Annotated in this window: 13 protein-coding genes; all 13 read left to right on the top strand. The window is 37.9% G+C overall.

The window, feature by feature from the left end:
• Window positions 1-65 precede the first annotated feature (65 nt).
• The 13 genes from C7B89_RS03520 to rny all read left to right on the top strand — a co-directional run bounded on the left by C7B89_RS03520 (window position 66) and on the right by rny (window position 14,538).
• Window positions 66-1,613 (top strand): ABC transporter ATP-binding protein, encoded by a 1,548-nt coding sequence (locus tag C7B89_RS03520; protein WP_054550535.1) that lies wholly within the window; start codon window positions 66-68, stop codon window positions 1,611-1,613.
• Entirely contained in the window at window positions 1,613-2,659 is a 1,047-nt protein-coding gene (locus tag C7B89_RS03515) for an ABC transporter permease (protein WP_004224945.1), read from the top strand. Before C7B89_RS03520 ends, C7B89_RS03515 begins: the two co-directional genes overlap by 1 nt.
• Window position 2,660: 1 nt before the next feature.
• Window positions 2,661-3,620 carry an ABC transporter permease gene (locus C7B89_RS03510; RefSeq protein WP_048391533.1) on the top strand — a complete coding sequence of 320 codons (960 nt, stop codon included), beginning with the start codon at window positions 2,661-2,663 and terminating at the stop codon, window positions 3,618-3,620.
• Window positions 3,621-3,789: 169 nt separating this feature from the next.
• Window positions 3,790-5,061 carry an EF-P 5-aminopentanol modification-associated protein YfmF gene (yfmF, locus tag C7B89_RS03505; RefSeq protein WP_054550536.1) on the top strand — a complete coding sequence of 424 codons (1,272 nt, stop codon included), beginning with the start codon at window positions 3,790-3,792 and terminating at the stop codon, window positions 5,059-5,061.
• Window positions 5,058-6,359 (top strand): EF-P 5-aminopentanol modification-associated protein YfmH, encoded by a 1,302-nt coding sequence (gene yfmH, locus C7B89_RS03500; protein WP_066036548.1) that lies wholly within the window; start codon window positions 5,058-5,060, stop codon window positions 6,357-6,359. Before yfmF ends, yfmH begins: the two co-directional genes overlap by 4 nt.
• A complete protein-coding gene (gene ymfI / locus C7B89_RS03495; protein ID WP_115673177.1) occupies window positions 6,356-7,084 on the top strand; it encodes an elongation factor P 5-aminopentanone reductase in 729 nt (242 codons plus the stop codon). Before yfmH ends, ymfI begins: the two co-directional genes overlap by 4 nt.
• 45 nt (window positions 7,085-7,129) lie before the next feature.
• Entirely contained in the window at window positions 7,130-7,387 is a 258-nt protein-coding gene (locus C7B89_RS03490) for a DUF3243 domain-containing protein (protein ID WP_004224939.1), read from the top strand.
• Window positions 7,388-7,603: 216 nt separating this feature from the next.
• Entirely contained in the window at window positions 7,604-8,389 is a 786-nt protein-coding gene (locus C7B89_RS03485; RefSeq protein ID WP_026023397.1) for a DUF3388 domain-containing protein, read from the top strand.
• A gap of 16 nt (window positions 8,390-8,405) precedes the next feature.
• Complete coding sequence (locus C7B89_RS03480; protein ID WP_175400707.1) at window positions 8,406-9,335, top strand: helix-turn-helix domain-containing protein; 930 nt, start codon at window positions 8,406-8,408, stop codon at window positions 9,333-9,335.
• Window positions 9,336-9,382: 47 nt separating this feature from the next.
• Window positions 9,383-9,961, top strand: a complete 579-nt coding sequence (gene pgsA, locus C7B89_RS03475) for a CDP-diacylglycerol--glycerol-3-phosphate 3-phosphatidyltransferase (protein ID WP_004224936.1) — start codon at window positions 9,383-9,385, stop codon at window positions 9,959-9,961.
• A 16-nt stretch (window positions 9,962-9,977) separates the two neighbouring features.
• Complete coding sequence (locus tag C7B89_RS03470) at window positions 9,978-11,237, top strand: competence/damage-inducible protein A (RefSeq protein WP_054550950.1); 1,260 nt, start codon at window positions 9,978-9,980, stop codon at window positions 11,235-11,237.
• Window positions 11,238-11,398: 161 nt separating this feature from the next.
• Window positions 11,399-12,463, top strand: coding sequence for a recombinase RecA (gene recA / locus C7B89_RS03465; RefSeq protein ID WP_016992835.1), 1,065 nt, complete (start codon window positions 11,399-11,401; stop codon window positions 12,461-12,463).
• Between the two features lie 515 nt (window positions 12,464-12,978).
• Window positions 12,979-14,538: a ribonuclease Y gene (rny, locus tag C7B89_RS03460; protein ID WP_004224930.1), complete on the top strand. Its 1,560-nt coding sequence runs from the start codon at window positions 12,979-12,981 to the stop codon at window positions 14,536-14,538.
• Window positions 14,539-14,557 lie beyond the last annotated feature (19 nt).

The raw sequence follows: 14,557 nt of genomic DNA, 5'->3' as shown, positions 1-14,557 counted from the left end.
GCAGCAGATACTATACGCTAAGATGAAAATACTTAATAATAGTGCCTATTAAGGGAGTGACAAATTTGGATTATGTGATTGAAATGCTAGGAATCCGTAAAGAATTCGGTAATTTCGTGGCGAATAATAATATCACCCTCCAACTGAAACAAGGCGAGATTCATGCATTGCTAGGTGAAAATGGTGCAGGTAAATCGACTTTGATGAACGTCCTTTTTGGTTTGTATCAACCAGAGGGTGGCGAAATTCGTGTACGTGGGAAGGCTGTAAAAATTACAAACCCGAATATTGCCAATGATTTAGGGATTGGCATGGTGCATCAACATTTTATGTTGGTAGAAAACTTTACGGTAACAGAAAATATCATTTTAGGCACTGAGCCTACTAAAATGGGAATTGTGAATATAAAAGATGCGGCTAAGAAAGTACAAGCACTTTCTGAAAAGTATGGATTAGATGTTGATCCGAACGCCAAAATCGAGGATATCACGGTTGGTATGCAACAGCGTGTAGAAATATTAAAAACATTGTATCGTGGTGCCGAAATTTTAATTTTTGATGAACCAACTGCATCATTAACACCGCAAGAAATTACCGAATTAATTCAAATAATGCGCCGTCTTATCGCAGAGGGTAAATCCATTATTTTAATTACGCATAAGCTAAAAGAAATTATGGAAGTTTCAGACCGTGTGACGATTATCCGTAAGGGAGAAGGGATTGGCACAGTTGTAACCGCTGCCACAAATCCTGATCAGCTTGCTGAAATGATGGTTGGCCGTCAGGTTGAATTCAAAACGGAAAAAACGGATGCGACACCGACTGACGAAGTGCTTGCGATTGAGAACTTGGTTGTTACAGACTATCGAAATATTGATAAAGTGAAAGGTCTTAATTTAAATGTTCGTAAAGGTGAAATCGTAGGTATTGCTGGTATTGATGGTAATGGTCAATCCGAGTTAATAGAAGCCATTACAGGTCTACGCAAAATTAAAAGTGGTAAAGTCAAGCTGAATGGTAAAGATATTACTAACATGAAGCCTCGTAAAATTACAGAGGAAGGCGTAGGACATATTCCACAAGACCGTCATAAGCATGGATTAGTTTTAGATTTCCCAATTGGTCATAATATTGCATTGCAAACATATTACCAATCTCCAATAGCGAAGGGCTTTGTGATGGACTATAAAAAGGTGTCAGAGAAAGCTCGCCAAATCATTAAAGAGTATGATGTGCGTACTGGTAATGGAGAGATGACACCAGCTCGTGCATTATCTGGTGGTAACCAACAAAAAGCAATTATTGGTCGTGAAATTGACCGTAACCCTGATCTATTAATTGCTGCTCTACCAACACGTGGACTTGACGTAGGAGCTATTGAATTCATTCACTCTCGTCTAATTGAGCAACGTGATAAAGGGAAAGCCGTTTTATTAATCTCATTTGAATTAGATGAGGTAATGAATGTTTCGGATCGAATTGCTGTTATCTATGATGGACAAATTGTTGATGAGTTAAATCCGAAAGAAACGACTGAACAAGAGCTAGGCTTACTAATGGCAGGACAAAGTAAAAAAAATATAAAGCGTGATGCGAAGGAGGGGAACGACTAATGTCAAATCGTGTCATTAATATCCTCGTTCCTATCATCTCTATCATTATCGGTTTAATTGTAGGGGCTATCGTTATGGTAGTCAGTGGCTATGACCCAGTGCAAGGTTATATCGCTCTTTGGACAGGTATTTTTGGAGATTCATATTCAATCGGGAACACAATTCGTCAAATTACACCATATATTTTAGCAGGTCTTGCGGTAGCATTTGCATTCCGTACAGGGCTCTTCAATATCGGTGTTGAAGGTCAGCTAATTTTAGGTTGGTTAGCCGCTGCATGGGTAGGTTATGCGTTTGAACTTCCTAAAATCATTCACTTACCATTAGCATTGCTTGCAGCAGCTGCTGCAGGTGCATTTTGGGCCTTTATTGCAGGTTTCTTAAAAGCGAAATTTAAAGTTCACGAAGTTATTGCGACAATTATGCTGAACTACACTGCACTTTATATTGCAAATGCAGTGATTAAAAAATTGTCCGATGGCAGCTTTAAAACAGAACGTATCCATGAGTCAGCTTCTTTACGTTCTCCGTTTTTAAGAGAGCTTACAGACAACTCAAGTCTTCACTATGGGATCATTGTTGCACTTTTAATGGTAGTTGTGATGTGGTTCATTTTAGAAAAAACAACACGTGGCTACGAGCTAAAAGCAGTAGGTTTTAACAAAAATGCCGCTGATTATGCAGGTATGAGTGTCAATAAAAATATTATTTTAGCTATGACAATTTCTGGTATGTTTGCAGGTCTGGGTGGTGCGATGGAAGCTTTAGGGACATTCCAAAACGCATCCATTAAACCTGGCTTTACGGGAATTGGGTTTGACGGTATCGCCGTTGCGCTACTTGGTGCCAATACACCACTTGGAGTAGTGTTTGGGGCATCCCTTTTTGGTTCTTTAAAATATGGTGCATTAAATATGCCAAATGCTGCGGGAATTCCAGAAGAAATCGTATCCATTATTATTGCATTGATTATCTTCTTCGTTGCATCAGGCTATATTATTCGAGTAGGCTTACAAAAGCTGAGCAAGAAAAAGGAGGGACAATAACATGAGCTTTTTAGAAATGTTATATTTCATCATCCCTTCAGCGATTCTTTATGCAACACCTTTGATTTTTACGGCCATCGGTGGGGTATTCTCTGAACGCTCTGGTGTTGTCAACATCGGGCTAGAAGGCTTAATGATTGTCGGTGCGTTTGTTGGTATTTTTGTCAATTTAGAATTCGCTTCATCATTAGGGGCAGCAACAGTTTGGGTAGCAATGCTAGCAGCTGTTGTGATTGGTGCTGTGTTCTCACTTTTCCATGCTGTAGCTTCTATTTCTTTCCGTGCCGATCAAACGGTATCAGGGGTAGCTATTAACTTACTAGGTTTAGCTGCAACCGTATTCTTAGTAAAAATGATTTATGATAAAGGTCAAACAGATATGATTGACCAACCGATTCGTCGTTTTGGTGTCCCTTACTTAGAGGATATTCCGTTCTTCGGTCGTTTACTGTTCCATGATGTTTACAGCACATCTATTTTAGCGTTCGCTGTAGCATTCGGGGCATGGTTTATCATTTATAAAACGCCATTCGGCTTGCGTTTGCGTGCAGTGGGTGAACATCCAATGGCAGCAGATACAATGGGTATAAATGTAAATAAAATGCGCTATATTGCCGTGATGATTTCAGGGGCATTAGGTGGTCTTGGTGGTGCAGTGTATGCACAAACAATTACACACGACTTCTCACATGCAACAATTGCTGGTCAAGGTTTCATGGCTATTGCCGCAATGATTTTCGGGAAGTGGCATCCAATTGGAGCACTAGGTGCAGCCTTATTCTTCGGTTTAGCACAAACATTAAGTATTGCAGGGAATCAAATTCCGCTAATCGAGAATGTTCCAGCAGTGTATCTACAAATTTTACCGTATGTGTTAACAATTCTTGCTTTAGCAGGATTTATTGGTAAAGCAAACGCTCCAAAAGCGAGTGGACAACCTTATATTAAAGGTAAACGCTAAGAAAAGCATTTTAAGGACTGGGCACTATGCTCGGTCCTTTTTTTATTATAATTGGCGTAATTTTTAATTTTTCCCATACATACTTTGGATTCCTTTTGCAATTATAGACAATAGACATGTATAGTATGTGTAGTACATCGTTATATTAAGAAGGATAGGAGGGTTTCATATGTTTAAAACAATACCTTTTGCAAAAGGTGTCAATTTGCATATCCGACAAACGACCCAATTTAAAACCGTAAATTTTTCAATTAAATGGAGAAGAGCATTAACGGCTAAAAGTGCATCAGAGCGTACAGTATTAACAAATGTACTGCAGCACAGTAATGCTAAATATAAGACAACTGCTGCTTTTCGAAGCTTTTTAGATGACTTGTATGGTACAGTTTTGTATTTTGATACATCGAAGCGCGGAAATGAGCATACGGTTCTTATGAATGTAGAGACTGTTAATGATCATTATCTAGCAAATACAAGTGTCTTAAACGAAGTCCTTGGTTTATTGCATACAGCTATTTTTGAGCCTAATCTAGAAAATGGTGTCTTTAAGGAATCCGTTGTTGAGCGTGAGAAAAAGACAGTTATTCAACGTATTGAATCTATTTTTGACGATAAATCTCGCTTTGCTCAATTCCGTCTTCAACAAATCTTGAGACCAAATGAGCCAGCATCAATTTCAGCGAATGGTAGTGTCGAAGAAATTCAAAAGATTACCCCTGCCTCATTATTTGAGGCTTATCAATCGATGCTAGCTAACGACAAAATCGATATTTATGTAGCTGGAGACATTAATGAAGAGGAAATTGTTGCGAAATTAAAAAAAGCGCTACCATTTAAGGATCGTACTCCTGAGGAAGTTCCAGCAGTACTCCCCCAACAACATCCAGACAATGATTATGTAAGAGAACAGCATGAAATGAAACAAGGTAAACTTCATATTGGCTTTAGCACGCCTGTTAGATTTGGTGATGCAGATTTCTCTAAGATGCAAATTTTTAATGGGATTTTTGGTGGATATCCACATGCTAAGCTGTTTATGAATGTTCGTGAAAAAGAGAGTCTTGCTTATTATGCTTCAAGTTCCTATGCTTCGCATTATGGACTTGTATTTGTTGTATCTGGGATTGAAGCTAAAAATGAAGAAAAAGCGCTATCTTTAATTAAAGAACAACTTGCCGTCATGCAGGCTGGGGACATTACAGATTTAGAGCTGGAGCAAACAAAGGCTATGCTGACGAATCAGCTAAAAGAATCCTTAGATTCGGCACGAGGTCAAATTGAAATTTTTGATCAATACAAGGATTTACCTGAGGAATTCTCAGTTCAAGCCTGGGCAAATAAGTGGAAAGCTGTGACAAAAGAAGATGTTGTTGCAATGGCAAAGCAAGTGCAGCTTGAAGCGGTCTATTTCTTATGTGGAAAGGAGCAAGCCGCACAATGAAAACAATAGAATTTAAACAATTAGATGAAATACTTTATTATGAAAAACTAGACAATGGCTTAGATGTTTATATATTGCCGAAAAAAGGCTTTTCCAAAACATTTGTTACATTTACAACAAAGTACGGCTCTGTCGATCGTACGTTCGTGCCAATTGGTGACACAGAAAGTATTACTGTACCAGATGGTATTGCACACTTTTTAGAGCATAAAATGTTCGAAAAAGAGGATGGAGACGTTTTCCAAAAATTTAGCGAATATGGTGCTTCTGCGAATGCATTTACATCGTTTACGCGTACAGCTTATTTATTTTCATCTACTGACAATATTTATAAAAGTACAGAAACATTATTGAATTTTGTCCAAGAACCATACTTTACAGAAGCTACTGTCAATAAAGAAAAAGGAATTATTGGGCAAGAAATTACAATGTATGATGATCAACCAGACTGGCGTCTATACTTTGGCACAATTGAAAATATGTATCATCATCATCCTGTAAAGATTGATATCGCTGGTACAATTGAATCGATTGATGGCATTACAGCCGAGCACTTATATACGTGCTACAATACGTTTTATCATCCTTCGAATATGTTGTTATTTGTGATTGGTGCTGTTGAACCAGAAGAAATGATGACGTTTATTCGTGAGAATCAAGGTAAAAAAGAGTTCCCAGAACCAACGCCTATTCAACGCTTCTTTGATATAGAACCAACAGAGGTAGCTATTAAAGAACGTACATTAAATATGGATGTTCAAAAACCAAAAATTTATGTAGGTTTAAAAGCGAAAGACACTAATTTATCAGGTCAGGACATGTTAAAGCATGAGTTGTCGGTTCAAATTGCACTTGAGCTTATTTTTGGACGTACCTCTGATTTTTATGAACGTGTTTACGAGGAAGGTTTAATTGATGAGACATATGCTTTTGATTTTACCTTAGAAAATGGTTTTGGGTTTGCCATGATCGGATCAGATTCAGCAGAGCCTGATAAATTGGCAAAAACGATTATGGACGAATTAGCAAAATATGAAGGAAATAGCCAGTTTGATCGTGCTGGTTTGGATCGTATAAAACGCAAAAAAATTGGGTTCTTCCTACGTGCACTAAATTCGATCGAGTTTATCGCAAACCAATTCACACGATATTCCTTTAATGACATGAATTTATTTGATGTAGTACCAGTACTTGAGACATTAACTGTGGATGATTTACAAAAAGCATTTGCTTCTATCCAAGGTGAAACACAGCAAACGGTCTTTAAAATTCTGCCAAGTAAGCAGGATGCACAGTGAAAAAATTTGCCCTTGTTTTAGGTGCATCAGGTGATATCGGTCATGCCATTTGTCAAAGCTTAGCTGAGGACGGCTGGTCCATCTATGTACATTATTCAAACAATCAAAATGCGGCACAGAGATTATGTGAAATGCTTACCGAAAATTTCCCTGCACAAGAATTTATGCTTGTACAGGGGGATTTTTCAATTGTTGATGGAGCAGAATTAGTAGCCGCGCAAATTTTCAATGTGCAGGCTATTGTTTTTGCTAATGGACAAGCCCATTATTCATTGCTCGAAGATACGACAGTTGAGGATATGGATGCTTTATGGCGTGTTCATGTTCAAAATCCTATGAGACTAACAGCTTTACTTTCTGGAAAACTTCGCAAGCATGAAGTGAGCTATGTACTATTTATAGGTTCCATTTGGGGAGAAGCTGGCTCAGCGGGGGAGGCACTTTATGCAACTGTTAAGGGTGCGCAACATGCTTTTGTTAAATCCTATGCAAAAGAAGCGGCATTATCTCGGATTAGAGTGAATGCTATTGCTCCTGGTTTTATAAATACCTCAATGAACAGCCATCTAATTCAAGAAGAGCTTCAATACATTTTGGACGATATCCCACTAGGTTCCATTGGACAAACAAAAGATGTGGCTGAAATGGTACGTTTTTATTTGTCTGGTAAAGCTGATTATGTGACAGGACAAATCGTACGATTAAATGGAGGCTGGTACATATAATAATCTCTTTTGCACATACTACTTGTGTAAAGGAGGAGGAAGAATATGACCATTTTAGAAAACTGGCAAAAATGGACATCGTTTTTAGGACAAAACGTTATGCAAGCTGAATCAAGCGGTATGCCGAAGAAAATGATTCAAACGGCTGCTGTCCAAATTGGGGAATATTTGGCGACTAATGTCGATCCTAAAAACGAACAAGAGCGAGTGCTGTCGGATTTATGGGGCGTTGCCTCTGAAGATGAAAAACATGCATTAGCGAATTGTGTCATTAAGCTTGTACAAAATAAGCATGTGCAGTAAATAAAAGAGGAGAGCCAATCTCCTCTTTTTGTTATACTATAAACTTTTTATCTGTGAAAACGGGAACGTATGTAAGCCTATTTAACAGTCATCAAAAAAAATTAGTAAATAACACTGTAATTCCATGTATTCTAACTTTCCATTACATAAAAAATCAGCTATGATGGAACTTATAAAGGATTTTTTACGTTAACTAATAGGAAGGGAACGAGTGTGTTGAGCGATTGGTACTTTGAATATGAAATTCAGGTGAATCGCCCTGGATTATTAGGAGATATTGCTTCACTTTTAGGGATGCTTCGTGTCAATATTATATCAATAAATGGTGTAGATGAGGATCGACGTGGTATGTTAGTGCATACAGACAATGATGAGGCAATTGAGCGTTTTCGTACAATTGTTTCGACAATGGAACATATTAACGTAACCAAATTTCGACAACCAAAACTTCGCGACCGTTTAGCCATTAGGCATGGTCGTTATATTCCTCGAGATGCAGATGAAAAAAACACATTCCATTTCGTAAGAGATGAATTAGGTATTTTAGTCGACTTTATGGCAGAACTCTTTAAAAAAGAGGGACATAAGCTGATTGGTATTCGTGGCATGCCACGTGTTGGAAAAACTGAATCCATAGTAGCCGCCAGTGTCTGTGCCAATAAAAAATGGATCTTTTTATCATCTACAATGATTAAGCAAACAGTTCGTAATAAGCTTGTGGGAGATGAATTTAGTCGTAACAATATTTTTATTTTAGATGGTATTGTGACTCGACGTTCATCTGATGAGAAACATTTGCAATTAGTGCGTGAAATGATGAATATGCCTTGTATCAAAGTTGTAGAGCATCCAGATATGTTTGTTCAGCATTCAGAATATAAAATAGAGGATTTTGATTATATTATTGAACTACGTCATCACACTGATGAAGAAATTACTTATGAAATAATGGAAAAAAATCATATGTCCGAATCGGATTCTTTTGGAGGATTTAATTTTTAATTTGATGTTAAAGTAGGTGTTATTAGTGGCAGAATTAGGGACTCGACTGAAAGAGGCGAGACTGTCTAAAGGCTACAGCTTAGACGATTTACAAGAAATAACGAAAATCCAAAAACGTTATTTAGTAGGAATTGAAGAGGGCAATTATTCCATTATGCCTGGTTCGTTTTATGTACGAGCTTTTATCAAACAATATGCAGAAGCTGTTGGGTTGGATGCGGAAGAAATCTTAGAGACATATAAAAATGAACTACCGAGCACTCCAAACGATCAAGTAAGTCAATCGATGACGAATAGCCCCAGCAGAAGAAAAGTAACGAAAGGCCCTTCGAATAAAATGATGGAGGCTATGCCAAAAATCATTGTTGCTTTATTTATTGTAGTCATTATTGTGGCTATATGGGTGCTATGGCAATCAAAAAACAGTCCAGGGACAAGCGAAGAAGTAAATCCAACTCCTGAGATTGAATATGACACAAATGTCAAGCCAATTGATAGTGAGAAGGATAAAAAAGAACAAGAAAATAAAGATGCACAGAAAAATGATAAAGAAGATACAAAAGCTACAGAAGAAACACCAACTGATGAAGATGACACTGATCAAACTGAAGAGATGAAGCAAACAATTTCCGCGGGTACTGTTGAAGCAGATGGAGCGACAACTTCTTATACGTTAACAGGGACAGATACAATGAAACTGAAAATTGAAATATCAGGCCCTACATTTGTTGGTATTCGCAATCAACAGCAACAAGAAATCTTAACAGATACGCGTGTCTATAATGCCGGGGAAGTAGTTGAATTTGACGCCTCAACACAAAACTATGTTCGTATTCGTCTCGGTAATTCAACGCAAGCTAAAATCTATATTAATGACGAACTTCTAACGTATGCACAACAAATTGTAACGCAAAATATCGTCATCAATTTCAATAAAGAACAGTAGTCATCACATGATGACTACTTTCTTTCATCATGAAAGGTGTTAGAAAAATGAACATTCCAAATAAAATTACCATCTCTCGAATCTTACTTATTCCATTCTTTGTCATTGTTATGATGTTTGATTTTGGCTGGGGAACATTATCACTTTTTGGTGCAGAGATGCCAATTCATCATTTTATAGGCGCACTTATTTTTATCTTTGCTTCAACAACCGATTGGGTGGATGGTTATTACGCACGTAAGTATAATCTTGTAACGACATTTGGGAAATTTTTAGATCCCTTAGCTGACAAGTTACTTGTCTCAGCAGCCTTTATTTTAATGGTCGAGCTTAAGATGGCACCTGCTTGGGTAATTATCATTATTATTAGTCGTGAATTTGCTGTAACGGGTTTACGTTTGATTTTGGCAGGTGGAGGAGAAGTCGTAGCTGCCAATCAGCTTGGTAAAATTAAAACTTGGGCACAAATTGTAGCGATTGCTGCTGCTCTTTTACACAATACAATCTTTACATTGGTTGGTATTCCATTTGATACAATCATGCTCTATGTTGCATTGTTCTTTACACTTTGGTCAGGATGGGATTATTTCTATCTAAATCGACGTGTATTACTTGAGTCTAAATAAGAAAGGTCTTGGGATCATGAATGCTGAAATTCTTGCGGTTGGCTCAGAACTATTATTAGGTCAAATTACGAATACAAATGCGAGATTTATCTCAAGCCAGCTATCCGAGCTTGGCATCAACGTTTTTTATCATACCGTAGTAGGCGATAATGCAAAGCGTTTAGAACAAGCTATCGAAGTGGCAGAGTCTCGTGCAGATCTCATTATTTTTTCGGGAGGACTTGGTCCAACAAAAGATGATTTAACGAAGGAAACGATTGCACGTCATCTTGGTGTTTCTCTTGAGTTTGATGAAGTAGCATTGACGTATATTGAGCAATTTTTTGCTAAACGAGGACGTCCAATGACGGAAAATAATCGTAAACAGGCATTAATTTTAGCTGGGAGTGAAGTATTAGCTAATCACCATGGAATGGCTCCAGGTATGATCTTCACAAAAAATGATCGCACTTATATTTTATTACCAGGACCTCCAAAAGAGTTAGAACCAATGTTTCAATTTGAGGCTAAACCTAAACTTGCTGCGATGCTTAATGATGGAGGGATCATTGCATCACATGTTATGCGATTTTATGGAATTGGTGAGGCCGAGCTTGAAGTACAAGTTCAAAATATTTTAGATGCACAAACCAATCCAACAGTTGCTCCACTTGCTTCTGATGGTGAGGTAACGTTACGCGTAACAGCTAAAGCCGCAACAGAGCAACAAGCTGGCCAACTTATTAAGGCAAAGGTTGCAGAAATACAAGCACTTGTTGGTGATTATCAATATGGTGTAGATGATGATTCCCTTGCCTCAAAAACGGTAGAAATGCTACTGGATAATGAGCTAACAATTGCGGCTGCAGAAAGTTTAACTGCTGGTTTATTTCAATCTGAACTTGCGGAAATTCCAGGGGTAGGCAATGCACTTATAGGAGGCGTTGTTACCTATGCAGCAGATGCGAAAGTAAAACAGCTAGGCATTTCACAAGAATTAATTGATACACATGGTGTTGTGAGTGCTGAGTGTGCAGCGGCAATGGCAAGTGCTGTTCGTGAGAAATTTGCTACAAATATTGGGATTGGTCTTACAGGAGAAGCAGGTCCCACTGCACATGATCATCAGCCAGTAGGTACGGTTTGGATTGGTATTGCCATAAATGACGAGGAGCCGCTTACATATTTACTTCATTTATCAGGCATGCGGAATACGAATCGACTCCGTGCGGTGAAATTTACATGCCATTATTTAATGCAGCTTTTAGAAGAACGTGGCTACACAAAACGTTATTAAAATAGAGTAAAACATAGGAATTTGGGTAGAGGAAAACTATCCAAATTTTTATTTTGAAGAAAAATCGAATAAATGTTCGCTTTTTTCTTGCGTGTTTTCTCAAAAACAAGTATAGTAGAGATAGATAAAAACAGTGAACAGTTTTCGAAGGAGGAAAATGAATGAGTGATCGTAAAGCAGCCTTAGAACAGGCTCTAAAACAAATTGAAAAGAATTTTGGTAAAGGTTCCATCATGAAACTCGGTGAAAAAACCGATTTAGAAATTGCGACATCTTCAAGTGGGTCACTTGCACTTGATGCTGCATTAGGAGTGGGTGGATATCCACGTGGACGTATTATTGAAGTATACGGTCCAGAATCATCGGGTAAAACAACTGTTGCTCTACATGCCATTGCTGAAGTACAAGCAACAGGTGGACAAGCAGCATTTATCGACGCTGAGCATGCATTAGACCCAATCTATGCACAAAAATTAGGTGTTAATATTGATGAGCTATTATTATCACAGCCCGACACAGGTGAACAAGCACTTGAAATCGCAGAAGCATTAGTGCGTAGTGGGGCTATTGATATTATCGTTATTGACTCAGTTGCTGCCTTAGTGCCAAAAGCTGAAATTGAAGGGGACATGGGTGACTCTCATGTCGGCTTACAAGCCCGTTTAATGTCTCAAGCTTTACGTAAACTATCAGGTGCGATTAATAAATCAAAAACGATTGCTATATTCATTAACCAAGTTCGTGAAAAAATTGGTGTTATGTTCGGTAATCCAGAAACAACACCAGGTGGACGTGCACTTAAATTCTACAGCTCTGTCCGTTTAGAAGTGCGACGTGCAGAAGCTATTAAGCAAGGTAATGATATTGTTGGTAACCGTACTAAAATTAAAATTGTAAAAAATAAAGTAGCACCACCTTTCCGTACAGCTGAAGTAGATATTATGTATGGAGAAGGAATTTCTAAAGAAGGCGAAACAGTCGATTTAGGCGTAGAATTAGACATTGTACAAAAAAGTGGTTCTTGGTATGCATATGGCGATGAGCGCTTAGGTCAAGGACGAGAAAATGCTAAACAGTATTTAAAAGAAAATACTGCTGTCCTAGAAGACATAGCAAATAAAATCCGAGCTTCTTATGGTATTGCAGCTTCTTCTTATACAATTGCTGCCCATGATGATGAAGAAGAGATGGATGAAGAATTAATGTTACTTCTGGAAGAAGAATAATTAATGATTGCATTGTTCCTACTTTATTGAGGGGGCAATGCATTTTTTTGTCTATATTCTTAAATTTTTACACATAATAAGAGAGAGGCTATGTGTTTATTTCTTATGTACTGTTTTTTTATTAATTGTATTTAACATGAAAAATTTTCTAGTGAAATAGTAATAGGGAAAAAATTCACTGAATGGATAGGACTTACTTTTTTTGGCTAAGGTGGCGAACATACGCCTGACTATCCTTGACAGAGCATGAGGCTAGCTATACAATTAAATATGTATAATTTCTGAATTATGACTTTAAATAGGCAGTACATTTTATCCTCATTTAGCAAATGTTTTATAGTGAAATATCCTTTAAAATGGATGTCTAAACGCCTACTGGATGAAGATAATGCCTTTGGCCAATGAAACGGGTTTTGCATAAATTTTAACAAAATCTGGTGCATTTTAGCTAAGGCGACATAGATGTATGCGCCGACTGAAACTGTAATACCCAAATAGCAAGAGGAGGTGTTCATATGGATGGAATTACTATCATCTCCGCTTTGCTTGGACTCATCGTTGGTGCCGCTGTTAGCTATATCTACATGAAAAAAGTGAATGACTCAAAAATCACTGGTGCTAAACATGTCGCTGAAACAATCGTTGAAGAAGGAAAACGAGAAGCGGAGGCAATGAAGAAAGAAGCACTACTTGAAGCCAAAGATGAAACTCACAAATTTCGTACTGAAGCTGAAAATGACATTCGTGAACGTCGTTTAGAACTTCAAAAACAAGAGAACCGTTTATTGCAAAGAGAAGAGAATCTTGATCGCAAAGATGATGCTCTAAATAAGAGAGAAGCTGGCTTAGAGCGCAAAGAACAAGCTCTAGCTGAAAGACAACAGCATATTGAACAGATGGAGAGCAAAGTGGACGAGCTCATGGCATCACAAAAAACAGAGTTAGAACGTATTTCTGCTTTAACTAGGGATGAAGCTAAATCAATTATCCTCAATGAAGTAGAAAAAGAGTTATCAACTGATATTGCTGTGATGACAAAAGAAGCTGAAACACGTGCGAAAGAAGACTCAGATAAAAAAGCACGTGAAATTTTATCATTAGCACTACAACGCTTTGCTGCAGATCACGTAGCAGAAACAACTGTATCTGTTGTGAACTTGCCAAATGATGAAATGAAGGGACGTATTATTGGTCGCGAAGGCCGTAATATCCGTACATTGGAAACGTTAACAGGAATTGATTTAATTATTGATGATACGCCAGAAGCGGTTATATTATCAGGCTTTGATCCAATTCGCCGTGAAACAGCTCGACTTGCACTTGAAAAACTTGTACAGGATGGTCGTATTCACCCAGCTCGTATTGAGGAAATGGTGGAAAAAGCTCGACGTGAAGTGGATGAACAAATCCGCGAAACAGGTGAGCAAACTACATTTGAAATTGGTATTCATAACTTACATCCAGATTTAATGAAAATTTTAGGCCGCATGAAATATCGTACAAGCTATGGACAAAATGTTCTAAAACATTCAATTGAAGTCGCACATTTAGCAGGATTACTTGCTGCTGAACTTGGTGAAGATGTAGCATTGGCTCGTCGTGCAGGCTTATTACATGATATTGGAAAAGCAATTGATCATGAAGTTGAAGGAAGCCACGTCGAAATCGGTGTGGAATTAGCAACAAAGTATAAGGAACACCCAGTTGTCATTAATAGTATTGCTTCGCATCATGGTGATACTGAAGCAACATCTGTTATTGCGGTATTAGTCGCTGCAGCTGATGCATTATCAGCAGCTCGTCCAGGTGCACGTAGTGAAACACTTGAAAACTATATCCGCAGACTTGAAAAGTTAGAGGAAATTTCAGAAAGCTATGATGGCGTAGAAAAATCTTATGCGATTCAAGCTGGACGTGAAATTCGTATTATTGTACAACCTGAAAAAATTGATGATTTAGCGTCTCATCGTCTTGCGCGTGATATTCGCAAACGTATTGAGGAAGAACTCGATTATCCAGGTCATATTAAAGTAACAGTTATTCGCGAAACACGTGCTGTGGAATACGCGAAATAAATATTAAAATAATAGGCAT

It is taken from the genome of Lysinibacillus capsici (assembly GCF_003367505.1).
Taxonomy (GTDB): Bacteria; Bacillota; Bacilli; order Bacillales_A; family Planococcaceae; genus Lysinibacillus; species Lysinibacillus capsici.
This window is presented reverse-complemented; position numbering and strand designations above follow the sequence as displayed.